General features: G+C 71.9%; 22 protein-coding genes. 17 read left to right on the top strand and 5 right to left on the bottom strand.

Annotated features, from left to right (window positions below):
- Positions 1-631: 631 nt before the first annotated feature.
- Positions 632-1,435 carry an N-acetylmuramoyl-L-alanine amidase gene (locus tag D0D15_RS23095; RefSeq protein WP_094006327.1) on the bottom strand — a complete coding sequence of 268 codons (804 nt, stop codon included), beginning with the start codon at positions 1,433-1,435 and terminating at the stop codon, positions 632-634.
- A 60-nt stretch (positions 1,436-1,495) separates the two neighbouring features.
- Between D0D15_RS23095 and D0D15_RS23100 the strand changes: the two genes are divergently transcribed.
- The 9 genes from D0D15_RS23100 to D0D15_RS23140 all read left to right on the top strand — a co-directional run bounded on the left by D0D15_RS23100 (position 1,496) and on the right by D0D15_RS23140 (position 9,628).
- Entirely contained in the window at positions 1,496-1,864 is a 369-nt protein-coding gene (locus D0D15_RS23100) for a YbaB/EbfC family nucleoid-associated protein (RefSeq protein WP_026153601.1), read from the top strand.
- A gap of 9 nt (positions 1,865-1,873) precedes the next feature.
- A complete protein-coding gene (gene recR, locus D0D15_RS23105; RefSeq protein ID WP_017985548.1) occupies positions 1,874-2,470 on the top strand; it encodes a recombination mediator RecR in 597 nt (198 codons plus the stop codon).
- A gap of 2 nt (positions 2,471-2,472) precedes the next feature.
- Entirely contained in the window at positions 2,473-3,042 is a 570-nt protein-coding gene (locus D0D15_RS23110) for a uridine kinase family protein (RefSeq protein ID WP_094006437.1), read from the top strand.
- Positions 3,043-3,180: 138 nt separating this feature from the next.
- Positions 3,181-4,845 (top strand): ABC transporter substrate-binding protein, encoded by a 1,665-nt coding sequence (locus tag D0D15_RS23115; RefSeq protein ID WP_198958264.1) that lies wholly within the window; start codon positions 3,181-3,183, stop codon positions 4,843-4,845.
- 67 nt (positions 4,846-4,912) lie between these two features.
- Positions 4,913-5,917, top strand: a complete 1,005-nt coding sequence (locus D0D15_RS23120; RefSeq protein ID WP_094006325.1) for an ABC transporter permease — start codon at positions 4,913-4,915, stop codon at positions 5,915-5,917.
- Entirely contained in the window at positions 5,914-6,840 is a 927-nt protein-coding gene (locus tag D0D15_RS23125; RefSeq protein WP_094006324.1) for an ABC transporter permease, read from the top strand. Before D0D15_RS23120 ends, D0D15_RS23125 begins: the two co-directional genes overlap by 4 nt.
- A gap of 4 nt (positions 6,841-6,844) precedes the next feature.
- The gene (locus D0D15_RS23130) at positions 6,845-7,840 is read left to right on the top strand and encodes an ABC transporter ATP-binding protein (RefSeq protein ID WP_094006323.1); all 996 of its coding nucleotides are present in this window, start codon (positions 6,845-6,847) and stop codon (positions 7,838-7,840) included.
- Positions 7,840-8,940, top strand: a complete 1,101-nt coding sequence (locus D0D15_RS23135) for an ABC transporter ATP-binding protein (RefSeq protein ID WP_094006322.1) — start codon at positions 7,840-7,842, stop codon at positions 8,938-8,940. Before D0D15_RS23130 ends, D0D15_RS23135 begins: the two co-directional genes overlap by 1 nt.
- A 52-nt stretch (positions 8,941-8,992) precedes the next feature.
- Positions 8,993-9,628, top strand: a complete 636-nt coding sequence (locus D0D15_RS23140; RefSeq protein ID WP_094006321.1) for a DedA family protein — start codon at positions 8,993-8,995, stop codon at positions 9,626-9,628.
- On the opposite strand, the gene D0D15_RS23145 is transcribed toward D0D15_RS23140, so the two are convergent.
- Positions 9,592-10,491, bottom strand: coding sequence for an EamA family transporter (locus D0D15_RS23145; protein WP_094006320.1), 900 nt, complete (start codon positions 10,489-10,491; stop codon positions 9,592-9,594). The genes D0D15_RS23140 and D0D15_RS23145 overlap by 37 nt on opposite strands.
- A 71-nt stretch (positions 10,492-10,562) precedes the next feature.
- Here D0D15_RS23145 and D0D15_RS23150 point away from each other — a divergent pair, with 71 nt between their 5' ends.
- Together D0D15_RS23150 and D0D15_RS23155 are read left to right on the top strand one after the other, a co-directional pair.
- Positions 10,563-11,468, top strand: coding sequence for a LysR family transcriptional regulator (locus D0D15_RS23150; protein ID WP_094006319.1), 906 nt, complete (start codon positions 10,563-10,565; stop codon positions 11,466-11,468).
- Between the two features lie 77 nt (positions 11,469-11,545).
- Positions 11,546-12,031, top strand: a complete 486-nt coding sequence (locus tag D0D15_RS23155; protein WP_094006318.1) for a carboxymuconolactone decarboxylase family protein — start codon at positions 11,546-11,548, stop codon at positions 12,029-12,031.
- 43 nt (positions 12,032-12,074) lie between these two features.
- Here D0D15_RS23155 and leuA read toward each other — a convergent pair whose 3' ends face one another.
- Positions 12,075-13,850 carry a 2-isopropylmalate synthase gene (gene leuA / locus D0D15_RS23160; protein WP_094006317.1) on the bottom strand — a complete coding sequence of 592 codons (1,776 nt, stop codon included), beginning with the start codon at positions 13,848-13,850 and terminating at the stop codon, positions 12,075-12,077.
- Positions 13,851-14,075: 225 nt separating this feature from the next.
- On the opposite strand from leuA, the gene D0D15_RS23165 reads away from it, so the two are divergent.
- The 6 genes from D0D15_RS23165 (at position 14,076) to D0D15_RS23190 (ending at position 24,044) form a co-directional block, all read left to right on the top strand.
- On the top strand, positions 14,076-14,459 hold the full coding sequence (locus D0D15_RS23165; protein ID WP_094006316.1) for a hypothetical protein: 384 nt from the start codon (positions 14,076-14,078) through the stop codon (positions 14,457-14,459).
- A gap of 108 nt (positions 14,460-14,567) precedes the next feature.
- Positions 14,568-17,150, top strand: coding sequence for a class III lanthionine synthetase LanKC (gene lanKC / locus D0D15_RS23170; RefSeq protein WP_094006315.1), 2,583 nt, complete (start codon positions 14,568-14,570; stop codon positions 17,148-17,150).
- A gap of 32 nt (positions 17,151-17,182) precedes the next feature.
- Positions 17,183-17,332 (top strand): SapB/AmfS family lanthipeptide, encoded by a 150-nt coding sequence (locus tag D0D15_RS23175; protein WP_094006314.1) that lies wholly within the window; start codon positions 17,183-17,185, stop codon positions 17,330-17,332.
- Between the two features lie 69 nt (positions 17,333-17,401).
- Positions 17,402-19,051 carry an ABC transporter ATP-binding protein gene (locus D0D15_RS23180; RefSeq protein WP_115944729.1) on the top strand — a complete coding sequence of 550 codons (1,650 nt, stop codon included), beginning with the start codon at positions 17,402-17,404 and terminating at the stop codon, positions 19,049-19,051.
- Positions 19,048-20,754: an ABC transporter ATP-binding protein gene (locus tag D0D15_RS23185; RefSeq protein ID WP_094006312.1), complete on the top strand. Its 1,707-nt coding sequence runs from the start codon at positions 19,048-19,050 to the stop codon at positions 20,752-20,754. The genes D0D15_RS23180 and D0D15_RS23185 overlap by 4 nt, the downstream gene beginning before the upstream one ends.
- A 272-nt stretch (positions 20,755-21,026) precedes the next feature.
- Entirely contained in the window at positions 21,027-24,044 is a 3,018-nt protein-coding gene (locus D0D15_RS23190; protein ID WP_162830647.1) for an AfsR/SARP family transcriptional regulator, read from the top strand.
- Here the strand turns inward: D0D15_RS23190 and D0D15_RS23195 are convergent.
- Together D0D15_RS23195 and D0D15_RS23200 are read right to left on the bottom strand one after the other, a co-directional pair.
- Positions 24,041-24,631: a nitroreductase family protein gene (locus D0D15_RS23195; RefSeq protein ID WP_094006310.1), complete on the bottom strand. Its 591-nt coding sequence runs from the start codon at positions 24,629-24,631 to the stop codon at positions 24,041-24,043. The two genes, D0D15_RS23190 and D0D15_RS23195, sit on opposite strands and share 4 nt — an antisense overlap.
- On the bottom strand, positions 24,631-25,833 hold the full coding sequence (locus D0D15_RS23200; protein WP_094006309.1) for a hypothetical protein: 1,203 nt from the start codon (positions 25,831-25,833) through the stop codon (positions 24,631-24,633). Before D0D15_RS23200 ends, D0D15_RS23195 begins: the two co-directional genes overlap by 1 nt.
- Positions 25,834-25,939: the final 106 nt, after the last annotated feature.

The raw sequence follows: 25,939 nt of genomic DNA on the forward strand, positions 1-25,939 counted from the left end.
GCCGACGACATCCCCCTCCCGCCCGAGCCGGACGACGAGGAAGCCATGATGGCCGAGGCGGGCGGCCCCGTGCCGGACAGCGCGCCCGCCCCGCAGAACGACCCGGAGGAGCTGGCGCGCCGCCTGCTGGCCGAGCACCTGGGCGCCCAGCCGATCGACTGACCGCCCGGCGCGGGGAGCTGGCTGCCTGCTGGCGGGTGTTGGAGCCCGAGCCGATGGGCTGATGCGCGCGGTGAGCTGGGGAGCTGGTGGGCCCGCCTGCTGGGCGGGACGTTGGAGTCCGAGCTGATGTGCGCGGGGAGCTGGCGCGCCGCCTGCTGGCCGAGCACCTGGGCGCCCAGCCGATCGACTGACCGCCCGGCAACGCACCTCCGCCCAGTACGAAGATCCCCGCCACCGCGCCGAACGCGGCGCAGTGGAGTGGAACTGGACAGCGCGAGCGCAGAACTCGCGCACCGGAACGTGGAACTCGCGCACCGGAGCGTGGGACTCGCGCACCGGAGCGTGGGACTCGCGCGCGGGAAGGTGGGACTCGCGCGCCCCGCGAGTTCCACGCTCGGGCGGGCGAGTCCCACCCTCGGGGGCGTGAGTTCTGCGCTTGGGGGCGTGAGTTCTGCGTTTGGGGGTGCGGTCAGAAACCTCCGTGCTGCCTCAGGAACGACACCACCCCGGCGGCGATTCCCGCCGCGTACCGCTGTCGGCCGTCCACACTGGACAACACAGCGGCCTCCGCCGGGTTTCGCATGTTTCCGCACTCCACCAGGACCGCCGGCCGCTCCGAGAGGTTCAACCCGGCGAGGTCGTCGCGAGGTGCCAAGCCCTCCGCGCCCAGGTAGTTCGACACCGGGAAACCGCCCGACGACAGTCCCGCGCGCACGGCCTCCGCCAGCGCCACCGACGGCCCGCCCTGCGCCTCGTTCAGCGGTGGGCTCGAGTACGCGACGTGGAACCCCCGGGCCCCGGCCACCGTCGAGCCGTCCGCGTGGATCGACACCACCGCGGCCGCGCCGGCGCGGTTGCCGACCGCCGCTCGTTCGTCCACGCACGGGCCGACCCCGGAATCGTCCGGGCGCGTGTAGATCACCCGCACCCCCCGCGCCGTCAACAGCGAACCCACCCGCTGCGCGACATCCCAGTTGAACGCGTGCTCCGCATACCCCCGGTCGGTCGCGGTGCCCGTCGTGTTGCACGGTTTCGTCCTGCCGCGTCCGGCCGGCACCGGCGCGTTGATCACGTCCGGCCGCCGCGCGTTGCCGCCGTTGTGCCCGGGGTCCAGCACCACCGCCACCGGCTCACGCGCGGCCGACGACGACGCCGGCGAAGCACCGGACGACACCCGGGCCACCCCGGACGGCACCGGCGCGGGCGACGAGCACCCCGCGACCAGCAGCACCCCGCTCAGCACCAACCCCACCAGACTGCGCACGGCGAACACGGTCCCACAGCCGGCCGAGCTACGCTGGGACCCACAGGACAGGACGACGAAACGGGGATCATGGTGCAACCCGGCGGTGGAATGCCCGACATGCAGGCCATCCTGCAGCAGGCGCAGCAGATGCAGCAGCAGCTCGTCGCCGCGCAGGAGGAGCTCGCCCGCACCGAGGTGACCGGCACGTCCGGCGGCGGCCTGGTCAAGGCGACCGTCACCGGCGGCATGGAGCTGAAGTCCCTGCAGATCGACCCCAAGGCGGTTGACCCGGAGGACACCGAGACGCTCGCCGACCTGGTGGTCGCCGCGGTGCGCGACGCGATGAGCAGCGCGCAGAAGCTCACCGAGGAGAAGCTCGGCCCGGTCGCCGGCGCCCTCGGCGGCGGTGGCGGCATGCCCGACCTCGGCGGACTCGGTCTGCCCGGCCTGAAGTAGCGGGCCCCGTTGTACGAAGGGGTAGTCCAGGACCTGATCGACGAGCTGGGACACCTGCCCGGCATCGGTCCGAAGAGCGCGCAGCGGATCGCGTTCCACCTGCTCGCCGCCGACCCGGCGGACATCGCCCGGCTGCAGGACGTGCTCGGCAAGGTCCGCGAGGGCGTGCAGTTCTGCGAGATCTGCGGCAACGTCTCCGAACAGCAGCAGTGCCGCATCTGCCGGGACGCCCGGCGCGACACGTCGCTGATCTGCGTGGTCGAGGAACCCAAGGACGTGCTCGCGGTCGAGCGCACCCGCGAGTTCAAGGGCCGCTACCACGTGCTGGGCGGCGCGCTCGACCCGCTGTCCGGCATCGGCCCGGACCAGCTGCGCATCCGCGAGCTGCTGGCCCGGCTCGGCGCGGAACAGGTCACCGAGGTGATCATCGCGACCGACCCGAACACCGAGGGCGAGGCCACCGCGACCTACCTGGTGCGGATGCTGCGGGACTTCCCCGGCCTGACCGTCACCCGGCTGGCGTCCGGCCTGCCCATGGGCGGCGACCTCGAATTCGCCGACGAGCTGACCCTCGGCCGCGCCCTCTCCGGCCGCCGCGCCCTTTGACGCTGGTCGACGACGTACTGGCCGGCCCGCCCCGCTACGGGCGGGTCCGGCTGGTCGCCGTCGACGGCCCCTCCGGCGCCGGCAAGACCACCTTCGCCGGGAAACTCGTCGAAACCTTCCGCGCGCGCGGCGCGAAAACCGCGCTCGTCGCCACCGACCACTACGCCACCTGGGACGACCCGGTCGCCTGGTGGCCGCGGCTCGTCGCCGAGGTCCTCGATCCGCTCGCCGCGGGCCGCCCCGCCACCTACCGACCACTGGACTGGACCACCGGCGAGCCGCGCCCCGGACCGGTCCGCGCGGTTCACCCGGTCGACGTAGTCGTCCTGGAGGGCGTGTCCGCCGGCCGTGCCTCGATCCGGCCCCGCCTGTCCGCCCTGTGCTGGGTCCCCGGACCGGACCCGGAAACTCGGCTCGAACGGGCAGTCTCCCGGGACGGGGAGGGCATCCGCGGCCCGCTGACCGCGTGGCAGAAGTTCGAGTGTGGTTGGTTCGCCGTTGACCTTACTTCCGAACACGTACACCCGAACGGCCTAGTACTTTCGTCCGCTCTCACGCAAAGTGACCACTGAACGTAACCTCGTAAGCCAAATGTGAGCGTCCGTCCGGTCTTACGTAGCGCGATCGTAACCTCACGCGCTTAACGAAATCCCACCATGCGGACTAGGGTCGTCGATCACGTACCCGAACTTTCTCCTAGGAGTGCCACCATGCTCCCCACGCGGGCAGTTGGGTTGCGCCGCATAGCCCTGATCGGGCTTGCCGGCGCCCTCGCGGTCACGACAGCAGCCTGCGCTTCCGAGCGCGGCTCGGGTGACAGCGCCAGCGACACCTTCATCTTCGGCGCGGCCGGTGCCCCGAAGAACTTCGATCCGCTCTTCAACGACGACGGCGAGAGTTTCCGCCCCGCGCGCCAGATGTACGACACCCTGGTCACCTACAAGCCGGGCACCACCGAGCTGCAGGGCGGCCTGGCCACCGCCTGGACGCCCAGCAACAACAACACGACCTGGACGTTCACCCTGCGCCAGGGCGTCAAGTTCCACGACGGCACCCCCTTCAACGCCGCGGCGGTCTGCTTCAACTTCGACCGCTGGTACAACATGAAGGGCGCCGCCGCCCAGAGCCAGATGATCTACTACGGCGACGTCTTCGAGGGCTTCGCCACCAACGAGGGCGACATCAGCGGCGACCCGGTCTACAAGAACTGCGAGGCCAAGGACGAGCACACCGCCGTCCTCAACCTCAACAAGGCCAAGGGCGCCTTCCCGGACGCGTTCGGCCTGACCTCGCTGTCCATGTCCAGCCCGGACGCGCTGAAGAAGTACAACGCCGACACCGTCACGCAGAGCGGGGAGGCGTTCACCTACTCCGAGTACGCCACCGCTCACCCGACCGGCACCGGGCCGTACAAGTTCGAGAGCTTCGACAAGGCCAACAACACGATCACCCTGGTCCGCAACGAGGACTACTGGGGCGAAAAGGCCAAGACAGCCAAGCTGATCTTCAAGATCATCCCGGACGAGAACGCCCGCAAGCAGGAGCTCGCGGCCGGCACCATCGACGGCTACGACTACCCGAGCCCGGCGGACTACAACTCGCTCAAGCAGGCCGGTGACCAGGTCCTGATCCGGCCCGCGTTCAACATCCTGTACCTGGGCCTCAACCAGAAGAACAACCCGAAGCTGCAGGACGTGCGGGTCCGCAAGGCGATCGAGTTCGCGATCAACAAGGACCAGCTGGTCCGGAACCGGCTGCCGCAGGGTGCCTACGCGCAGGACCAGTTCCTGCCGAACAACGTGCCCGGCTACACCACCGCGGTGGAGAAGCACAGCTACAACGTCGACACCGCCCGGCAGCTGCTGGCCGAGGCCGGCGCGACCGACCTGACGCTGAACTTCTACGTCCCGACCGAGGTCACCCGGCCCTACATGCCGAACCCGGTGGACATCGCCGCGGCGATCACCGACGACCTGAAGGCGGCCGGCATCAAGGTCAACGTGGTGCAGGAGCCGTGGAACGGCGGGTACAAGGACTCCGTGCAGAAGGCGGGCAAGCACGACCTGCACCTGCTCGGCTGGACCGGTGACTACGCCGACGCGGGCAACTTCGTCGGCACGTTCTTCGGGCGCACCAAGCCGGAGTTCGGGTTCGACAACCCGCAGATCTTCGACGCGCTGTCCCACGCCGACGCCCAGACGACGCCGGAGACCAAGAAGGCGGCCTACGAGAGCGCCGGTGTGCTGATCTCGCAGTACGTCCCGGCGATCCCGATCTCGTCGTCCCCGCCGGCGATCGTGGTCCGGTCCGACGTCCAGGGCCTGATCCCGACCCCGCTGACCGACGAGCGCTTCTACACGGTCACCAAGGGCTGAGTTCCGCTGCCGACGGCGGGGAAGCGCGCCGCGCTTTCCCGCCGTGGCGCGGTGCTGAGGCAATCACATGCTCCGATTCGTGATTCGTCGGTTGCTGCAAGCGATCCCGACGCTCCTCGTGCTCTCCATCCTGGTCTTCGCCTGGCTCCGCCTGCTGCCCGGTGGCCCCGCCACCGCGTTGCTCGGCGACAAGGCGACGCCGGAGAAGATCGCGTCCCTGAACTCCGTGCTGGGCCTGGATCAACCGATCTTCGTCCAGTACTTCAAGTTCCTCGGCCGCGTTCTCACCGGTGACTTCGGCTCGTCCCTGATCAGCGGCGACACCGTGCTCGCCGAGATCGCCCGTGCCTTCCCCGCGACCGTCGAACTGTCGCTGGCCGCGCTGGTCCTCGCGGTCGGGTTCGGTATTCCGATGGGCTACCTCGCCGCGCGTCACCGGGGCCGGTTGCTGGACAACGCCACCGTCCTCACCACGCTGGTCGGTGTCGCGGTGCCGGTGTTCTTCTTCGGTGTGCTGCTCAAGTACGTGTTCGCGCAGAAGCTGGGCATCCTGCCGCCGTCCGGGCGCCAGGACGTCACCATCGACGCCACGCACATCACCGGGTTCTTCACCCTGGACGGGCTGCTCACCGGTGAGCTGGACGCCACCTGGGACGCGATCAAGCACCTGATCCTGCCCGCGATCGCGCTGGCCAGCATCCCGTTCGCGGTGATCGTGCGGATCACCCGCGCCTCGGTGCTGGACGTGCAGCAGGAGGACTTCGTGCGCACCGCGGAGTCCAAGGGCCTGACCACGGCGACGATCCGCCAGCGGCACGTGCTGCGCAACGCGCTCCTGCCGGTGTCGACGACGATCGGTCTGCAGACCGGTCTGCTGCTCGCCGGGGCCGTGCTCACCGAGAAGGTGTTCAACTGGAACGGCGTGGGCGCGCTGCTGGCGCAGGGCATCGAACGCCGCGACTACCCGCGGCTGCAGGCGTTGCTGCTGCTGGCCGCCGCGGTGTACGTCATCGTGAACCTCCTGGTCGACATCTCGTATGCGATCATCGATCCGAGGGTGCGGGTGCGATGACCTCCATGTTGCGGCGCAAGGCCGAACGCCTCGACGACCTGGCCGAATCCGGGGGCACCAGCCTCGCCAAGGACGCGGTCCGGCGGATGTCGCGCAGCCCGGTGGCGATCACCGGTGCGGTCATCACGGTCCTGTTCGTGCTGCTGGCGATCCTGTCCCCGTTCCTGGCGCCGAAGAACCCCTACATCCCCTACGACGAGCTGCGCCTGAACCTGCGGCCGGACTTCATCCCCGGCCCGATGGACGGGTTCGTGCTCGGCAGCGACCACCGCGGGTACGACTTCTTCTCCCGCCTGCTGGTCGGCGCGCAGCAGACGCTGATCGTCGGTGTCGTCGCGACCCTGATCGGGCTGGCGGTCGGCATGGTCATCGGCGGGCTGGCCGGCGCGCTGGGCGGCTGGGTGGACACGCTGCTGATGCGGTTCACCGACATCCTGCTCGCGATCCCCTCGCTGCTGCTGGCGATCTCGGTGGCCGCGTTGTTCTCGCAAGGGACACAGTGGACGGTCATCATCGCGGTCGCGGTGGTGAGCGTGCCGGTCTTCGCGCGGCTGCTGCGCGGGGCGATGCTGTCGCAGAGATCCAGCGACCACGTGCTGGCGGCGACCGCGCTGGGTGTCCGGCGCAGCACGATCGTGTTCCGGCACATGCTGCCGAACGCGCTCGGGCCGGTGGTCGTGCAGGCCACGCTGACGCTGGCGACGTCGATCATCGACGTGGCGGCGCTGTCGTTCCTCGGCCTGGGGGACAACGATCCCAGCCGTGCCGAGTGGGGGCTGATGCTGGCCCAGGCCCAGAACCTGCTGGACGTCAAGCCGAGCCTGGCGTTCTACCCGGCCATCGCGATCGTGGTGGTGGCGCTGGGGTTCACGCTGCTCGGCGAGTCGCTGCGCGAGGCGCTCGACCCGAAGAACAGGCGGTAGCGCGTTGAGTCTCCTGCAAGTACGCGACCTGTCGGTCGTCTTCTCCCGCAAGGGAACCCGGCCGTTCACCGCGGTGGACGGGGTCAGTTTCGACGTCGAGCCGGGCCGCACGGTCGGCCTGGTCGGCGAGTCCGGCAGCGGCAAGTCGGTGACCGCGCTGGCGATCATGGGCCTGCTGCCCAAACGCGGCGCGAAGGTGACCGGCGAGGTCCGGTTCGAGGACACGGACCTGTTGCGGCTGTCCGACCGGCAGCTGCGCGACCGGCGCGGCCGCGACCTCGGCATGGTGTTCCAGGACCCGCTGTCGTCGCTGAACCCGGTGATCCCGATCGGTCTGCAGATCACCGAGGTGCTGGAACGGCACCGCAAGATGGACCGCAAGCAGGCCCGGGTCGAGGCCGCGGACCTGCTGGACCGCGTCGGCATCCCGGACCCGAACCGGCGGCTGTCGGAGTACCCGCACCAGCTCTCCGGCGGGATGCGCCAGCGCGCGCTCATCGCGATCGCGCTGGCCTGCCGTCCGCGGCTGCTGATCGCCGACGAGCCGACCACCGCGCTGGACGTGACGATCCAGGCGCAGATCCTGGCGCTGCTGTCCGAACTGGTGCGCGACACCGGCACCGCGCTGATCATGATCACGCACGACCTCGGCGTGGTCGCCGGGCTGTGCGACGAGGTCAACGTCATGTACGGCGGCCGGGTGGTCGAGCGGGCGGAGCGGCACGCGTTGTTCGCCTCCGCCCGGCACCCCTACACGCACGGGCTGCTCGCGTCGATCCCGCGGCTGGACGCGCCGCGCGGCGAGAAGCTGGTGCCGATCAAGGGGTCGGTCGCCGACAACATCCCGTGGTCGCAGGGGTGCGCGTTCGCGCCCCGCTGCCCGAACGCGCTCGACCTGTGCCGGGAGGTCACGCCGGAGCTCGAACCCGACGCGGACGGGATGTTGCGGTGCCACAATCCGGTGGGCCGTCCGGTCCCGGCGGGCGAGGGGGTGCGTTGATGTCCGAACCGCTGGTGCGCGTGGAAGGCCTGCAGGTGCACTTCCCGATCAAGCGGGGTCTGGTGCTGGACCGCACGGTCGGGCACGTCTACGCCGTCGACGGGGTCGACCTGGAGATCCAGCGCGGCGAGACCTACGGCCTGGTCGGCGAGTCCGGCTGCGGCAAGACGACGCTGGGCCGCAGCCTGCTGCGGCTGGTGGAGCCGACCGGTGGGCGCGCCGTGTTCGACGGCACCGACCTGTCCACGCTCAAGGGCGAGTCGCTGCGGAAGATGCGGCGGCGGATGCAGATGGTGTTCCAGGACCCGCTGTCCAGCCTCGACCCGCGGCAGTCGGTCGAGTCGATCCTCATCGAGGGCATGCGGGCGCACGGCCTGGACCGGGACCGGGACAGCACGCGCAAGCGGTTGCGTGAGCTGCTCAACGCGGTCGGCCTGCCGGAGAGTTCGCTGCGGAAGTACCCGCACGAGTTCTCCGGCGGGCAGCGCCAGCGCATCGGCATCGCGCGGGCGCTGGCGGTGGAGCCGGACCTGATCGTCGCCGACGAGCCGGTGTCCGCGCTGGACGTGTCCGTGCAGGCGCAGGTGATCAACCTGCTGGAGGAGCTGCAGGACTCGCTGGGCCTGACCTACCTGGTGATCGCCCACGACCTGGCGGTCGTCCGGCACATCTCCGACCGGATCGGCGTGATGTACCTGGGCTCGCTGGTCGAGGAGACCGACTCGGAGACCCTGTACGCCGAGCCGCTGCACCCGTACACGCGGGCGTTGCTGTCGGCGATCCCGGTGCCGGACCCGGTGGTCGAGGACAGCCGGGAGCAGATCCTGCTGGCCGGAGACCTGCCCTCGCCCGCCAATCCGCCGTCGGGCTGCCGGTTCCACACCCGCTGCCCGTGGCGGCAGGAGACCAAGTGCGACACCGAGCGGCCCGCGCTGCGGGAACTCGGCGCCGGGCACCGGGTCGCCTGCCACTGGGCGGAGGACATCCAGGCCGGCCGGATCACGCCGCACGAGGTGAAACCGGAATTGGTCGCGGCGCGAACATCACCCGATGCTGCGGTTCCGCAGGCCGCTTCCGTGGCCGAAATGCTGGAGCCCTGACCGGGGGTACCCTGGCGGCAATTCCGCCGGGGTACCCGAGGGGGCTTTTTTCGTGCACATCGACGCGTGGCTGGAGACCATTCCGCCGCTGGCCGTCTACCTCGCGGTCGGGCTGGTGATCGGCTGCGAAAGCCTGGGCATCCCGTTGCCAGGAGAGATCGTGCTGGTCAGCGCGGCTCTCCTGGCCTCGCACCACGACGGCCTGAACCCCTGGCTGATCGGTGCCCTCGGCAGCGGGGGCGCCATCGCCGGGGACAGCATCGGTTACCTCATCGGGCGGAAGGGCGGCCGTCGCCTGTTCGACTGGGCCGGGCGGAAATTCCCCCGGCATTTCGGTCCGTCGCATGTGGCCGCCGCTGAGCGAATGTTCCGGAAACGGGGGATGTGGGCGGTTTTCTTCGGCCGTTTCGTCGCTATTCTGCGCATTCTGTGCGGTCCGCTCGCCGGGTCGCTGCACATGCACTACCCGCGGTTCCTGCTCGCCAACGCGCTCGGCGGGATCGTCTGGGCGGGCGGCACGACGGCGCTGGTGTACTCGCTCGGCGTGGTCGCGGAGAAGTGGCTGTCCCGGTTCTCCTACCTCGGGCTGGCGATCGCCGTCGTGCTGGGCGTGGTCATCAGCCTGGTGATCAAGAAGCGGATGGGCCGCCGTCACGAGGAGACGAGCAGCGCCTCGGCCGAGCGCTGACGTCTGGGCAGCGAGCCGAACAGCACACCGGCCACCACGACCAGGCCGGCCAGCACCTCGACCAGCGCCGGGGTCTCGTCGAGCACGAAGAACGCCGCGGACATCCCGACGACCGGCACGAGCAGTGAGAACGGCGCGACCACGTTGGCCGGGTTGCGGCGCATGAGCACGGTCCAGACGCTCGACCCGAGGACCGTGCCGACCAGCACGACGTAGCTGAACCCGGCCAGGCCGAGCAGGCCCTCGCCGGTGCCGAGCGTCGCCAGCGAGTGCCACTGCACGGCCGGGCCCTCGAAGATCGTGGACAGGGCGAACATCGGGATCGGCGGGATCACCGACATCCACAGCGTGAAGTGGATCGGGTTCTCCGGCCTGGCTTGGCGGGAGCAGAGGTTGCCCGCGGCCCAGCACAGCGCGCCGAGCAGGGTGAGCACGACCGGCATGAGCACGGCGTTCTCCGCGCGGTGCCAGGCGATCACGCCCATGCCGGCGACCGCGGCCAGGATGCCGGTCAGCTGGCGGGCGGACAGCGGTTCGCGCAGGAAGATCCCGCCGAGCAGGACGGTGAACGGCGCCGAGGCCTGCAACACCAGCGACGCCAGGCCGGTGGGCATGCCGTGGGTCAGCGCGAGGAACAGGAACGCGAACTGCCCGGTGCCGAACCCGAGCCCGAAGCCGATCAGCCAGCGCAGCTTCACCTTCGGCCGCGGGATGAACAGGATCGTCGGGACCGCGATCACCGCGAAGCGCAGCGCCCCCGCGAAGAGCGGCGGGAAGTGGTCGAGCATCGGGTGCATCGCGATGAAGTTGAGGCCCCACAGGACGACGACGAACAGGGCGAGGAGACGGTCGCGAGTAGGCACTCACCCAGCTTGCCTGCCACAACTTTGAAGGACAATCGAGATTGTTTGCATCTACTGTGTAGTGTTGCTTCATGGATGTCGGGCGGCTTCGGGTGCTGCGCGAGTTCGCCGATCGCGGCAGCGTGACGGCCGCGGCGAAGGCGCTGCACTGCACGCCGTCGGCGGTGTCGCAGCAGCTCCGGGCGCTGCAGGCGGAGGTCGGGCTGGTGCTCACCGAGCCGGCCGGGCGCGGGCTGCGGCTCACCGATGCGGGCCGGGCGCTGGTGGTGCGCGCGGACGAGGTCATCGCCGCGATGGACCGCGCCGAGGCCGAGATGGACGTGTTCCGCAGCCTGCCGCGCGGCCGGGTGCGGGTGGCGATCTTCCCGTCCGCCGCGCTGATGCTGCTGCCCGGGCTGCTGCACCGGTTCGCCGAGGTCGAGGGCCTGGACGTGGAGGTGCGCGACGTCGACATGACGCCGGCCGAGGTGCCGGAGCTGGTCGCCGACTTCGACATCGTCGTCACCCACCGGGACGAGCACGCGGAACCGTTCCCGTCCGCCCGGCTCGACGTGGTGCACCTGCTGCGTGAGCCGTTGGACGTCGCGCTGCCGCTCGGCCACCGGCTCGCCCGGCGCCGCCGCGTGGACCTCACCGAGCTGGCCGGGGAGCAGTGGATCTCGGTGGACGTCGGCTTCCCGGTCGACGACGTGCTGCGGTCGCTGGCGGTGCGCACGGGGGTGCGGCCGCGGGTCAAGCAGCGGATCAACGACTTCCGGATCACCGAGGCGCTGGTCGCGGCCGGACACGGCATCGCGTTGCTGCCGCGCTACACGCTGGCCGGGACGTGGTCGCGGCGGATCGTGCGGCGGCCGCTGGCCGGCATCCGCGCGGCGCGGCTGATCGAGGCCGTCCTGCGCACCGGCGCCGGGACGCGCCCGCCGGTCGCCACGGTGCTGGAGCTGCTGCACGCCGAGGCGGCCGCGGTGACTACGTGACGACCGTCACTGTCACATCCGGGGCGTGGCCGGTGCCTTGTGGTCGAAGCAGGAGCGACCACGAGGAGGACGAAGTGATGGAAACCCGGTTCAACCTGATGGCCAACGAGACCGGCGTGAAGCTGGCGAAGCGGTTCGCGGGGGTGGCTGCGGTGCTGCACTCGACGGAGTTGCCGCAGTCCACGCAGGAGCTGGTGTCGTTGCGGGCCAGCCAGATCAACGGGTGCGCGCCGTGCGTCGACATGCACACCAAGGAGGCCGCGGCCGCCGGGGAGACCGCGACGCGGCTCAACCTGGTCGCGGTCTGGCGCGAGGCGACGGTGTTCACCGAGGCCGAGCGGGCGGCGCTGGCGCTGGCCGAGGAGGGCACCCGCCTGGCCGACGCGCACCAGGGCGTGTCGGACGAGACGTGGGCGCAGGTGCGCAAGCACTACGACGACGACCAGACCGCCGCGCTCGTCACCCTGGTCGCGGTGATCAACGCGGCCAACCGGATGAACGTGATCGTCCGCAACCAGGGCGGCTCGTACCAGCCGGGAATGTTCTCCGCCGCGGCGAACTGAACGCAGAAGGCCGGCCGCTCCGGGGGAGCGGCCGGCCTTCGCGTCAGCGGTGGGCTCGGTTCACCGCGGAGACGACCGCCCGCAGCGACGCCGTCACGATGGACGGGTCGATGCCGATGCCCCAGAACACCTTGTCCCCGATGGCGCATTCGATGTACGAGGCCGCGCGGGCGTCGTCGCCCGGGGTGAGGGTGTGTTCGCTGTAGTCCAGCAGCCTCAGGTCGTACCCGACGGTGGACAGCGCGTCGAAGAACGCGGCGATCGGGCCGTTTCCGGAGCCGGTGATCTCCTGCTCCTCGCCGTCCACCCGCACCGTCGCGCGCAGCTGGTAGTCGCCGTTCGCGGTGACGTGCTGGCTGATCAGCTGCAGCGGCGACTGCGGCTCCAGGTACTCCTTCGCGAACGCGTCCCACATCGTGCGCGGGTCGACCTCGCCGCCCTCGCTGTCCGTGTAGCGCTGGATGACCTGCGAGAACTCGATCTGCAGTCGGCGCGGCAGGTCGAGCTGGTGCTCGGTCTTCATGATGTAGGCGACGCCGCCCTTGCCCGACTGCGAGTTGACCCGGATGACCGCCTCGTAGCTGCGGCCGACGTCCTTCGGGTCGATGGGCAGGTACGGCACCTCCCACGGGAACTCGTCCACCGGCACCCCGGCCTTCTCCGCGGCGCGGTGCAGCGCGTCGAAGCCCTTGTTGATCGCGTCCTGGTGGCTGCCGGAGAACGCGGTGAACACCAGGTCACCGCCCCACGGGGTGCGCTCGTGCACGGGCAGCTGGTTGCAGTACTCGACCGTGCGCTTGATCTCGTCGATGTCGGAGAAGTCGATCTGCGGGTCGATGCCCTGGCTGAACATGTTCATGCCCAGCGCGACCAGGTCCACGTTGCCGGTCCGCTCACCGTTGCCGAACAGGCAGCCCTCGATGCGGTCCGCCCCGGCCTGGTAGCCCAGCTCGGCGGCGGCGATGCCGGTGCCGCGGTCGTTGTGCGGGTGCAGCGACAGGATCACCGCGTCGCGGCGGTCCAGGTTGCGGCCCATCCACTCGATCGAGTCGGCGTAGACGTTCGGCGTCGCCATCTCCACGGTGGCCGGCAGGTTCAGGATGACCGGCCGCTCCGGGGTCGGCTGCCAGATGTCGGTGACCACGTTGCACACCTCGGCCGCGTAGGACAGCTCGGTGCCGGTGTAGGACTCCGGCGAGTACTGGAAGCGGAAGTCGGTGTCGGAGTACTTCTGCGCGTACTCCACCACCAGGTCGGCGGCCTGCAGCGCGATCTTCTTGATGCCCTCGCGCTCTTCGCGGAACACCACGCGGCGCTGCAGGATCGAGGTCGAGTTGTAGATGTGCACGATCGCCTGCGGCGCGCCCTCCAGCGACTGGAAGGTGCGCTCGATCAGCTCGGGACGGCACTGGGTCAGCACTTGGATGCGCACGTCCTCGGGGATCGCGCCGTCCTCGATGATCTCGCGGACGAAGTCGAAGTCGGTCTGGCTCGCCGCCGGGAACCCGACCTCGATCTCCTTGTAGCCCATGCGTACGAGCAGCTCGAAGAACTTGCGCTTGCGGGCGGGCGACATGGGGTCGATCAGGGCCTGGTTGCCGTCGCGCAGGTCCACCGCGCACCACAGCGGGGCGCGCTCGATGCGCTTGTCCGGCCAGGTGCGGTCGGGCAGCTCGATGTTCTCCACCAGCTTGTACCAGGGCTGGTAGCGGTGCACCGGCATGGAACTGCCGCGCTGCGGGTTCCACGCGGGCTGGTCGGCGGGGGCGGGACGCGAAGGCTTGCGGATGCGGCTCACGGTGGAATCGGAGCTGGTCATTGCTGGGAAACTCTCCTGCCGGGTGATCGGGCGACCGGCGGCGTGACGAAGCCCCGCGACGGGGGGCCGGTCCGGATCAGGCCCCGTCGCGGCAGCGAAGCAGGAGAGCACGCGCCACGGATCCACTGTAGCCCGGTTGTGATGATGTTGAAAAGTGACCCGGTCGATACCCCCTCGGTTACTGGCAGGTAGCCAAGTGCGGCCGGGCGTGGGAAACTCTGCGGCATGGCCGAGCACGCCGAGAAGCGCAAGAGCGACGTCGACGAAGACGCGCCGCCGCGCCCCAAGCGGCAGGTGCCGTGGGGGCGCGTGAAGGACCAGACCGTGGGGCTCATCGCGGGGATCGTCCGCTGGGTCGGCCTGATCTTCGCGCTCATCCTGGTGCTGCACGTGATCTTCGTGGTCGGCGGCGCCAACCCGGACAACGGGATCGTCTCGTTCGTCCGCGACTGGTCCGACGGTCTGGCGCTGGGCTTCAAGGACCTGTTCGAGCCCACCGACGAGAAGCTGCGCGTCCTGATCAACTACGGCATCGCGGCGATCTTCTGGCTCGTGGTCTCGTCCATCGTCACCCGGATCGTCCGCCGCCTCGGCGGCAGCTCGGTGTGAATTTCGTTCGGGTTGAGCCGAAGCCGACCCTAAGCGGAGGTTAAGGCCACCGGAAGACCTGCCACCTAGCTTGTGCCCGGCGATGCCGTGGCGACCAAGCGAGGTGGCATGGACGAGTACGAGCGATTCTGCATGGCCGACTCGTCGTTCTACGACGCCATGCACTCCGAGCGCACCGCCGGCCCGTCCTTCGCCACCGCGTACCGGGCCCTGCCCGACGGCTGGCGCCGGTACGAGCAGGACGACTGGTTCGTGCTCGACCCGGGCGCCACCGACCTGCCCGCCCAGGGGTGGAAGATCCACGTCTCCGCCACACCGGGAAACGCAGGGAAGATCCTCGACGCGGTGTGGGACTACTGCGTGCCGCGGCGGATCGAGTTCAAGTTCCTGCGCTCGCCGGCCGCGCTGACCGCCCGGGTCTCGAAGTACGCGCCCCGCGGCTACAGCGGCAAGCTGGTGACGATCTACCCGCCGGATCTCGGCGCGTGCGAGACGATCCTGCGTGAACTCGGCGAGACGCTCGACGGCGAACCGAATCCCTACATCCTGAGCGACCTGCGCTGGGGGCGCGGCCCGCTGTTCGTGCGCTACGGCGCGTTCGTCAACCGGTACATGGTCACCGACAACGGCGATGTGGTGCCGGCGATCGCGGACGCCGACGGCCGTCTGGTCCCGGACCGGCGCGGACCGGTGTTCCACGTGCCGCCGTGGGTGACGCTCCCCGAATTCCTCGCCCCGCACCTGGAAGCCCGCAACGCGGTCACCGTCGCCGGCCTGCCCTACACGATCGAGCGGGTCGTGCACTTCTCCAACGGCGGCGGGATCTACGTCGGCCGGGACAACCGCATCGGCGCCCAGGTGGTCCTCAAGGAGGGCCGCCCGCACGCGGGACTCGACGCGTGGGGCAACGACGCGGTGCGGCGCGTCGAGCACGAGCACGACGTCCTGCGGCGGCTGGCCGGCATCCCCGGGATCCCCGCGGTGCACGACCTGTTCTGGCTCGGTGAGCACCGGTTCCTGGTGATGGAGTACGTCGAGGGCGACGTGCTGGGCAAGGCGATCGTCCGGCGGTACCCGCTCATCGACCCGAGCGCCGGACCCGCGGACTACCGCGCGTTCACCGACTGGGCGATGGGGATCCAGCGGCAGATCGAGGAGACGATGCGCGCGGTGCACGAGCGCGGGATCGTCTACGGCGATCTGCACCTGTTCAACGTCATGGTGCGGGCGGACGACACGATCCGGCTGCTCGACTTCGAGGTGGCCGCCCCGGTCGAGGACGCGGTCCGGCCGGGCCTGGGCAACCAGGGGTTCGCCGCGCCGCGCAGCGTCACCGGATTCGACATCGACCGCTACGCGCTCGCGTGCCTGCGGCTGGCGCTGTTCCTGCCGATGACCTACCTGTTCGGCCTGCACCGGGTGAAGGCGCGGCAGTTCGCGGAGATCATCGCCGAGCACTTCCCGGTGCCGCGGCACCACCTCACCGAGGCGGTCGACGTGATCGTGCCACCGGGGACCCCGCACCTGCCGCACCCGCGGATCGAACCGGACCCGGCGGGCTGGCCGCGGCTGCGCGACGACCTGGCCCGCGCGATCGTGGCGAGCGCGACCCCCGAGCGCGACGACCGGCTCTTCCCCGGCGATCCCGAGCAGTTCGCCACGGGCGGCATCGGCCTGGCCCACGGCGCCGCCGGGGTGCTCTACGCGCTGTCCGCCACCGGCGCGGACCCCAGCCCCGCCTTCGCGAAGTGGCTCGTCGACCGGGCGACCAACCCGGCGAGCGGCACCCGGCTCGGCCTGTTCGACGGGCTGCACGGCGCCGCCTTCGCCCTGGACCACCTCGGGTACCGGCAGGAGGCGCTGGACGTCCTGGACATCTGCCTGCGCGAGAACTGGGCCGCACTCGGCCCGGACCTGGGCGGCGGGCTGGCCGGAGCCGGCCTGAACCTCCTGCACTTCGCCGGCCGCACCGGCGACCCCACCCTGCGGCAGGCCGCGCACCGGGCGGTGGAACTGGTCGCCGACCGGGTCGGCGACGGTGTCGACGGTCCGCGGGTCAGCGGCCGGGACGGCTCCTTCGCCGGCCTGATGCGCGGCGGCGCGGGCAAGGCGCTGCTGCTCCTGCGGGCCTACGACGACACCGGGGACACCGGCCTGCTCGACCGCGCCGCGATCGCGCTCCGGCAGGACCTGAGGCAGTGCGTCGTCCGCGACAGCGGCGCGATGGAGGTCGACGAGGGCTGGCGCACGATGCCCTACCTCGACGTCGGCAGCGTCGGCATCGGCCTGGTCCTCGACGAGTTCCTCGCGCGCCGGGACGACGCCGAGTTCGCCGAGGCGAACCGCCGCATCCGGCTGGCCGCCCAGTCGCCGATGTACATCCTGCCCGGCCTGTTCTCCGGTCGCGCCGGGATCCTGCTCTACCTCGCCGGGCGCTCGCCCGACCCGCCGCGCGACCCGTCGGTCGCCCGGCAGGTGCGCGCGCTGGCCTGGCACGCGCTGCCCTTCGGCGGCGGCACGGCCTTCCCCGGCACCGGACTGCTGCGCCTGTCGATGGACCTCGCCACCGGCACCGCCGGGGTGCTCCTGGCGCTGGGCTCGGTGCTGGCCGATCCGCCGGTCCACCTGCCGCTGCTCGCGCCCGCCCGGGCCCCGCAGACCTCCGCGCCGGCAGTCGGCGCGGCAGGGTGATCCCCGTCCAACCCACTCTCCAAGGAGGAGAAATGGCCCTTCTCGATCTGCAAGGCATGGAAAGCGCGGCCCCGGAGCACGGCGGTGGCGGCAGCAGCGCGAGCGGCAAGAGCTGCCCGAGCAACCTGAGCGTCACCCTCTGTGGCGGCACCAGTGGCCTGAGCGTCCTGATCTGCCACTGACCCCGGGTGCAGCCGCGGTCCCGGACGACTGGCGTTCGTCCGGGACCGCGGCCTTGAGGAGGAGACTACGTGTCCACGACCTTCGGTGCGATCGTGCGGCGAGGGGGCGCATGGCTGCCGGTGATCGGTTTCGCCGCGCTGGCCGGCACCCTGAGCACGCTGGCGCTGCCGGCCGTGCTCGGGCGCGCGGTCGACGCGATCGTGGCCGGGGACGACAGCGGCCGCTGGCTGGTGCTGGCGGCCGCCCTGGTCGTGGTGGGCATCCTCGCCGACCTGATCGACGCCTCCGCGGGCATCGCCTGCGTCGCGAGCACGACCGCGTGGCTGCGGAACCGCCTGGTGCGGCAGGTTCTCCGGATGGGGCCGGACCGCGCCCGCCGCTTCGACACCGGTGACCTGGTGAGCCGGATCTCCGGCAACGCCGTCGACGCCGCCCAGGCCGGGCCCGCCGTGGTGACCGTGGTCGCCGCCGTGCTGCCGCCGGCCGGGAGCCTGGTGCTGCTGGTCGTCATCGATCCGTGGCTGGCGGTCGCGTTCGTCGCCGGGCTCGCGGTGGTCGCCGCGGTGCTGCGCGCGTTCACCATCCGCAGCACCGCCGTCTTCACCGCCTACCAGCGGACGCAGGGCCGGATCGCGGCCCGGCTCGCGGAGTCGCTGGCGGGTGCGCGGACCATCGCGGCCGCCGGCACGGCCGGGCGGGAGGAGAGCCGGGTGCTCGAACCGCTTCCCGAACTCCACGGCCACGGCAGGCAGACCTGGCAGGTGCTGTCCCGCGCCGCCGCCCAGGGCGCCGTCGCGGGCCCGCTCGTCCTGGTCGCCGTCCTCGCGGTCGGCGGGCTCGCGCTGGTGGACGGCCGGATCACCGCCGGGGACCTGTTCGCGGCCAGCCGGTACGCGGTGCTCGGCGCGGGGCTCGGCGGGCTCGCCGGGGTGTTCGGCCAGCTCGCCAGGGCGGCCGACGGCGCCGCCCGCGCCGCCGAGGTGCTCACCGTGCCCGCGGTCGGTCACGGCTCGCGCGGGTTGCCCGAGGGCACCGGCCGGCTGGAGTTCCGCCACGTCACCGTCCGGTCGGACGGGACCACCCTGCTCGACGACGTCGACCTGACCGTGCCCGGCGGCGCGACCGTGGCGGTGGTTGGCCGCTCCGGCGCCGGCAAGTCCGTGCTCGCGGCGCTCGCCGCGCGCCTGCGCGACCCGGACGAGGGAGAGGTGCGGCTCGACGGCGTTCCCCTGGGGGAGCTGAGCCACGCGGCGTTGCGCACGGCGGTGTGCGCCGCGTTCGAGCGCCCGGTGCTGGTCGGGGCGACCGTGGGGGACGCGATCGGGCCGGGACGGGACCGGGCGGAGCTGTTGACCGCCGCCCGGGCCACCCACGCGCACGAGTTCGTGAGCCGCTATCCGGAGGGCTACGACACCCCGCTGGCCGACGCGCCGATGTCCGGTGGCGAGGCCCAGCGCCTCGGCCTGGCCCGGGCCTGGCACGCGCGGCGACTGCTCGTGCTGGACGACGCGACGTCCAGCCTCGACATGGTCACCGAGATGCAGATCAGCCGCACCCTGACCGGCGACGGCGGCCGCACCCGCCTGATCGTCACCCACCGCGTGTCGACCGCCGCCCGGGCCGATTGCGTGGTGTGGCTCGACGGTGGCCGCGTGCGGGCCGTCGCGCCCCACCACCGGCTCTGGCAGGACGCGGGCTACCGGGAGGCGTTCGGATGAAGCGGGAGATCCGGTTCGGGATCCGGGCGCTGCGCCGCCGGCCCCTGCTCGCGCTCCTCGCGTGGTCGATCCCGGAGGCGCTGCCCACGGCGCTCTCCGGACTGGCCATCGCGAAGGCGATGGACGACGGGTTCCTCGCGGGGCGGCCCTGGACCGGGCTGGCCTGGCTGGGCGCGTTCCTGCTCGCGGCCTGCCTCGGGGCGTGGGGATCGCGCCAGGTGTTCCGCAGGCTGGGCGATCTGGTCGAACCGTTCCGCGACGACCTCCTCCGCCGGGTGGTCGGCGGAGCGCTGGCCCACGCCGTGGCCGGCCGCCGGGACGACGGGGCGCTGGCGCGGGTGACGCGTCAGGTGGAGATCGTGCGCGACTCCTTCGCCGGGCTCATCGTGGTGACCCGGGGGTTCGCGGTCACCGTGGCCGGCGTCGTGCTGGGACTGCTGTCCATCGATCCGGTGATCGTGGCGCTGATCCTGCCGCCGTTCGCGCTGGGGTTCGGCGCGTTCGTCGCCACCCTGGGGCTGGCCGCCGCGCGGGAGCGGGCGACCGTGCTGGCCGAGGAGCGGGTGGGCGACACGGCGAACGCCGTGCTGTCCGCCACCCGGGACGTGGTCGCGACGGGCACCGAGGGGCACGCGGCCGCGCTGGCCGCGGAGCAGGTCGAAGACCAAGCGGCCGCCGAGCGCGCGCTCGCCTGGGTCGCGGTGCTGCGCACGCTCTGCTTCGCGGTCGGGGTGTGGCTGCCGTTGGTCGTCCTGTTGCTCGCCGCGCCGTGGCTGGTGGGCCGCGGGCTCACCGCCGGCGCGATCATGGGCGGCCTGACCTACATCCTGATGGGCCTCAACCCGGCCCTGCAGACGCTGGTCACCGGCGTCGGCAGCAGCGGGCTGCAGTTCGTGGTGACGCTGGGCCGCATCCTCGACGCCACCGCGCCGCCCGAGCGACCCGCCCCGCTCGGCTCCGGCACGCCGTCCGGGCACGACATCACCCTCGACGGCGTCACGTTCGCCTACGGGCCGCACGCCGAGCCGGTGCTCGACGGCCTCGACCTGACCGTGCCCGAGGGGGACCACCTGGCGATCGTCGGGCCGAGCGGCATCGGCAAGTCCACCCTGGCCGGCCTCGTGTGCGGCCTGCTGCGGCCCGGTTCCGGTTCGATCCGGGTCGGCGGCGTGCCCGTCACCGGCCTGCCCCCGGCCCGGCTGGCCCGACTGCGGGTGCTGATCCCGCAGGAGGCGTACGTGTTCAGCGGCACGGTGTGGGACAACCTGGTCTATTTGCGCCCGTCGGCCGAGGAGTCCCAGGTGAACCGGGCGGTGGCGGAAGTCGGCGCGGAAAATCTGGTGACCCGCCTCGGCGGATACCCGGCCGGATTGGTTCCCGCCGAGTTGTCGGCCGGGGAACGGCAGTTGATCGCCCTCGTTCGCGCGTACCTTTCCGACGCGCCTGTCGTGATCCTCGACGAGGCGACCTGCCACCTGGACCCGGTCGCCGAGCGGCGTGCCGAAGAGGCGTTCGCGGCCCGCGGCGGCACGGTGGTGGTCATCGCGCACCGGGTGAGTTCCGCCTTGCGCGCCAAGCGGGTTCTGGTTCTCGACGGGACCGAGGCGGTCGCCGGCGATCCGGTGGCGCTGCGGTCGGTCTCGCCGCTGTACCGGGAACTGCTCGGGTACTGGCACGCCGAGCCGCCGGTCCCGGTGAATTGAAAACCGGGTGCGCCCTGCGAGTGTATTTCCACCCGGGCGCCGGGCGAGAAAATCGCTCGTCGATTTGATCCCGGCCCGCTCCGGAGAATAGAATCGTCCGGCGCCATTCGTTTTCGATCTCGGATTATCCGGAGAATTCCACGGATGTGATCCTGGCGAATTCGGCGGTGGTTCGTGGCCGGGCAGAGGGAGGACCAGCCGTGACAGCAGGGGGGAGACCCGGCCGGGCGCGTGGGCTGCTCGATGAGGCATCGACCCGGCGAGTGGTGGTCGTGACCGGCGCCGCCGGCTGGGGAAAGACCAGCGCCGTGGCGGAGTGGGCGGAGTCCCGGCAGGCGGTGTGGGTCGGGGCCGGGGAGCACGACCGGTTGCTCCGCCCGATCGCCGGGGACCCGGCGCGGTTGCGGCGTCCGGGCGCCGGGGAGCTGTTCCTGGTCGTCGACGACGTTCAGGCGGTGAGTGCGGAAAACGATTCCGTCGCGGTTCTCGAAACGATTTGCCAGAACGCGCCGGACTGGTTGCACGTGTTGCTGTTGTCGCGCGCGGAACTGCCGTTCTCGCTCGCCCGGCTCCGCGGCCGGGGGATGGTGGCGGAGATCGACGCGACGCACCTGGCCGTCCGCCCGGCCGAGATCCACGCGCTGGTCCAGGCGACCGTGGGGGACGATCCGCCCGGGCTGGCCGCCCTGATCCACCAGTGCACCGCGGGCTGGCCGGTCGCGGTGCGGGCGGTGGTGGAGATGATGCGCGACGTCGCGCCCGGTCAGCGTGCCGCGGTGCTGCGGCGGCTGACCGCGCCCGGCGAGCGGTTCCACGGGTTCCTCACCGAGGAGGTGCTCGGCCAGGAGTCGCCGGCCGCCCGCGCGACGCTGCGCCGGCTCGCCGTCCTCGGCGAGATCCGCACTCCGGGGCCGGAGCAGGAACGCCTGCTGACCGAGCTGACCCGGCGCGGGCTGGTGGCGCGCGCCGTGGGCGACGCGCTCCGCTGGTCGCTGATCCGTCCCCTGGCGCACTACTTCTCCCACGAGGCCGTGCTCTCCACACGGGAACGCGTCGAGCTGCACCTCGAAGCCGGGCGGCGCTACCTCAGCGAGGGGGCGCCCGCCGACGCGCTGCGGCACCTCGCGTCGGCGGGCGCCCACTCCGCCTGTGCCGCGTTGCTGGTCGAGCACGGCGACGCCCTGGTGGTGAGCGGCCACGGCGACGCGGTACTGGAGGCCGCCGGGCTGCCCACCGAGTTCCTCGACGACCCCCGCATCCACCAGGTGGTCGGTGAGGCGCAGCGGACCGCGGGCCACTGGGCGGCGGCCATGGAGAGTTTCCGCCGCGCGAGCCGGTTCCACGAGGAACTCGACGCCGCGCTCGGCTGGCGCATCGGCATGCTCGCCTTCACCCAGGGCGAGTTCGGCAACACACTCGACGTGCTGGGCCGGACCCGGCTGGGCGACGAGGACACCCAGGACGAGGCCAGGGCACTGGCCCTGCTGGCGACGACGTGCCGGATGGTCGGCGAGACCGCTCGGGCGAGGCAGGCGATGGCGCGGGCGGAAGCCGCGGCCGTTCGGTCGGGCACCCCCGGCGCGCGGGCGGCGATCCACCAGGTGCTGGCGATGCTCGCGGCCGCCGAGCCGGACCGCCGCGAGGCCGACGTGCAGTGCCTCAACGCGTTGCACAGCGCGCAGGCGGCCGGCGATCTCCTGCAGGTCGGCTGGATCCGGGTCTGCCACGCCTTCCACGCGTGCGACATGGGGTCACCGCGGCAGGCGCTCGCCGAGGCCAAACTGGCGCTGCGGACGAGCGAGCAGTGCGGGTGCCCGTTCCTCACCGGGCACGCGCACACCGTCCGCGCGCGGGCGTACCTCAGCCTCGGCGCCCTGGACGAGGCGGCGGCCGACCTCGGCACGGCCGTGGACACCTTCCAGCGCCTGGGTTCCCGGTTCCTGGCCTGGCCGCTGTGTGTGCTCGGCGACCTGCACCGCACGCGCGGGCAGCTGGTCCGCGCCACCGCGGACTACGAGGAAGCGCTCGTGGTGGCGCAACCGCACCACGACCTGTTCGCCCTGGGGCACGCGTTGATCGGGCTCGCCCGCGTCCGCGCCGCCGACGACCTCGCCGCGGCCCGCACCCTCGCGGACCGCGCTCTCGGGATGCGCGAAGGGCTGCTGGAGATCCCGGCACGGCTGACGAGCGGCTGGGTCGCGCTCCTGGCCCAGGACCGGGAGCGGGCCGCCGCCGACGCGTCGCGGGCGGCCAAGGCCGCGCGGCTCCGGCGGGACGGCCCCGGGCTGGCCGAGGCGATCACGCTCGGCGTGCTCGCGTCCGCGGACCCGGCCGCCCGGGCGGACCTGCTGGACGAGGCGGTGGACCTCTGGCACGAGCACGGGTGCCGCCTGGAGGAGGCGGTGACGCGGGTGGTGGCCGCGCGCGTCGGGGCCCCGGTGCCGGACGCCGACGTGTGCCTGGCCGAGGAAACCCTGCGGGCGGCGGGCGTCGACATCGGGGGGCGCCGGGCGGCGGGACCGCTGGCGGCTTCGCGCCCGTCCGGGCCGGCGGTGTTCATCCGCGCCCTCGGCGCCTTCCAGGTGGTGGTGGACGGCACGCCGGTGCCGAAGACGGCCTGGCAGTCGCGCAAGGCGCGGGATCTGCTGAAGATCCTGGTCACCCGCCGCCGCCCGGTGCCGCGCGAACAGCTGATGGAGCTGCTGTGGCCGGAGGCCGACCCGGTGAAGGCGGGCAACCGGTTGTCGGTCCTGTTGTCCCTGGTCCGGGACGTGTTGCGGCAGGGCCAGTCGGCCGGCGGCCCGCTGGCGAGCGACGGCGGCGCGGTGTGGCTCGACCGGTCCCGGGTGCGGGTCGACCTCGAGGAGTTCCTCACCGGGGCGGAGGAGGCGGCGCGGGCCGACCGCGCCGGACAGGCCGACGCGACGGCCCGGCTGACCGCGGCGGCGGCCGCCTGCACCGGGGAGGTCCTGGAGGACGAGCCGTACCAGGAGTGGGCGCCGCTGCTGGCGGAGGAGGTCCGGGCGACGCACTTCGCGGTGCTTCGCGCGCTCGCCTCCCGATTGCGGCAGGCCGGGGACGTCGACGGAGCGGTGCGGTACACGCTGCGGCTGCTGGCGAAGGACGTCTACGACGAGGAGGCGTACCTGATGCTGATCGCCACGCTGCGCGACGCCGGGCGTCTCGGCGAAGCCCGCCGGTACGAGCGGATCTACCACGCGCGGATGAAGGAGATGGGCATCGCGCCGCACTCGTCGCCGCTCGGCCGGCTCCGGTCGTACCCGGCCTAGAACGCGGGCGCGCCCCACTCGCCGGTGTAGGCGAGCTCGCCCAGCGGCAGCCGCTTCCGGGGTGCCCGTTCGCGTTCGATGAGCTTGTCCACCTCGAGCACAGCGGGATCACCGGCGTGCCCGACGGCGATCGCGACCCGGGGGACGGCGTCGCCGGGCACCGCGAACCGCTCGCGGACGGCGTCGGCGTCGAACCCGGCCATCTGGTGCGCGACGAGCCCCTCCGCGACGGCCTGGAGCACGAGGTTCTGCGCGGCGAGGCCGAGCCCGTACTCGGCGTAGGGGATCGGGCCCTTTTCGTTGCGGGACACCATGATCCCGATCAGCAGCGCGCCCGCGCGGTGCGCCCAGGCCTGGTTCCGCTCGGTGAGCGTGCCGAGGATCTGCCGGAAGGTCGCGTCACCCCGCCGGCCGGCCAGAAAGCGCGCCGGCTGGGTGTTCCCGAAGGACGGCGCCCACCGCGCGGCCTCCAGCAGCGCGCGCAGCTGACCCCAGCTCACCTCGCGCGTCTCGTCGAGCGCCCGCGGACTCCACCGCCGCGCGATGACGTCGGTCAGGGGCACGCTGGAATCGGCTCGCTTGTCCATCAGATCGCATACTTCCAGACCGTCAGCGCGTACGCGCCGAACCACGCGCTCGCCAGCGCCACGCCGGAGCACACCCACCACACCGTGGCCGTCCGGCGCTTCGCCAGTGCCAGCGCCGCCGGGACCAGCAACGTGAACGCCGGCAACAACAACCGCGGCTTCGCGTGCATCAGGCTGCTCGATCCGAGGACCATCACCGCCACCCCGGCCGCGTACACCACCAGCACCGTCTCGCGCCGCGCCAGCAACGCCAAACCGGCCAGCGCACCGAAGATCACCGCCACCGTCAGCACGCTCATCGCCGAGTCGCTGCGCGTCACCACCTCGGCCACGAACCGGATCGTCGACACCCCGCCGTCGAACCGCGTCCGCCACCCCTGCCACTCCAGGTCGGACCACGTGCTCAGCTGCGCCTCGAAACCGGACTCCGGCCGCACCCGCAGACCGGTCCACCACAGGTAACCGAACAACCCCGCCGGCGCCAGCGCCAGCGCCACCAACGGACGGCCGCCGTCCAACCGCCGGGCCAGCGCGCACAGAGCCGCCACGACCACCGCGACGACCAGCGCCAGCGCCGTCGACCGCACCAGCCCGGCGGCCAGGCAGCACACCCCGGCGAACTCCCACCGCCGTTCCAGCACCGCGACCAGCGTCCACACGGCCAGCGCGCAGAACAGCGCCTCCGTGTAGGCCATGGTCAGCACCACGCTCATCGGCGTCGCCGCGAACAGGGCGACCAGGAGGTAGCCGGCCCGGCGCGAGCCGCCGCGCACGAGACGGCCCAGCCGTGCCAGGCCGTAGGCGGCGGCGAGCCCGGCGACCAGCGACACGACCAGCGCCGCCGCGGGAAACCCGAACGCGGGCGCCAGGATCCGGATCAGGAACGGGTACGCCGGGAAGAAGGCCCGCGGCGTGTGCGGATTGGGGTGCCCGAGCGCATCGGGAACCGGCCCGAGTTCGTAGCCGGACGCGGCGATCTTCAGGTACCACTCGCCGTCCCAGGCGGCGATCCTAGACAGCAGGCTCGTTTCGTGCAGCGCGGCGAACACCGTGAGCACCACAACACCGAGAGCCCGGACACCGAGGTAGACGGCGGCGGGCAGCAGGAGCGCCCGGCGTCTCCAGATCCGCTCTTCCAGGTCCAGCAGCAGGCCAGGGGCCGCTTGGTCCGGTTTCCGAACGGTTTGGCTGCTCGCCTGCACGGTTGGAGATTTTCCCACGAACCCACGCCGGGGCAGTGGCCGGAGCCACATAACGGGGTGGCCAGGGCCGTAACCCCCGGTAGGCTGCTCCGAAAGGTGCGAAATA

The organism is Amycolatopsis thermalba (genome assembly GCF_003385215.1).
Classification (GTDB): domain Bacteria; phylum Actinomycetota; class Actinomycetes; order Mycobacteriales; family Pseudonocardiaceae; genus Amycolatopsis_E; species Amycolatopsis_E thermalba.

Bases quoted from the DNA above. Each gene is read 5' to 3' on its own strand.
- D0D15_RS23195 (WP_094006310.1), bottom strand. From the start codon at position 24,631: ATGGACAAGCGAGCCGATTCCAGCGTGCCCCTGACCGACGTCATCGCG.
- D0D15_RS23125 (WP_094006324.1), top strand. From the start codon at position 5,914: ATGACCTCCATGTTGCGGCGCAAGGCCGAACGCCTCGACGACCTGGCC.
- D0D15_RS23155 (WP_094006318.1), top strand. From the start codon at position 11,546: ATGGAAACCCGGTTCAACCTGATGGCCAACGAGACCGGCGTGAAGCTG.
- D0D15_RS23100 (WP_026153601.1), top strand. From the start codon at position 1,496: ATGGTGCAACCCGGCGGTGGAATGCCCGACATGCAGGCCATCCTGCAG.
- D0D15_RS23185 (WP_094006312.1), top strand. From the start codon at position 19,048: ATGAAGCGGGAGATCCGGTTCGGGATCCGGGCGCTGCGCCGCCGGCCC.
- D0D15_RS23165 (WP_094006316.1), top strand. From the start codon at position 14,076: ATGGCCGAGCACGCCGAGAAGCGCAAGAGCGACGTCGACGAAGACGCG.
- D0D15_RS23120 (WP_094006325.1), top strand. From the start codon at position 4,913: ATGCTCCGATTCGTGATTCGTCGGTTGCTGCAAGCGATCCCGACGCTC.
- D0D15_RS23150 (WP_094006319.1), top strand. From the start codon at position 10,563: ATGGATGTCGGGCGGCTTCGGGTGCTGCGCGAGTTCGCCGATCGCGGC.
- leuA (WP_094006317.1), bottom strand. From the start codon at position 13,850: ATGACCAGCTCCGATTCCACCGTGAGCCGCATCCGCAAGCCTTCGCGT.
- lanKC (WP_094006315.1), top strand. From the start codon at position 14,568: ATGGACGAGTACGAGCGATTCTGCATGGCCGACTCGTCGTTCTACGAC.
- D0D15_RS23135 (WP_094006322.1), top strand. From the start codon at position 7,840: ATGTCCGAACCGCTGGTGCGCGTGGAAGGCCTGCAGGTGCACTTCCCG.
- D0D15_RS23175 (WP_094006314.1), top strand. From the start codon at position 17,183: ATGGCCCTTCTCGATCTGCAAGGCATGGAAAGCGCGGCCCCGGAGCAC.
- D0D15_RS23115 (WP_198958264.1), top strand. From the start codon at position 3,181: ATGCTCCCCACGCGGGCAGTTGGGTTGCGCCGCATAGCCCTGATCGGG.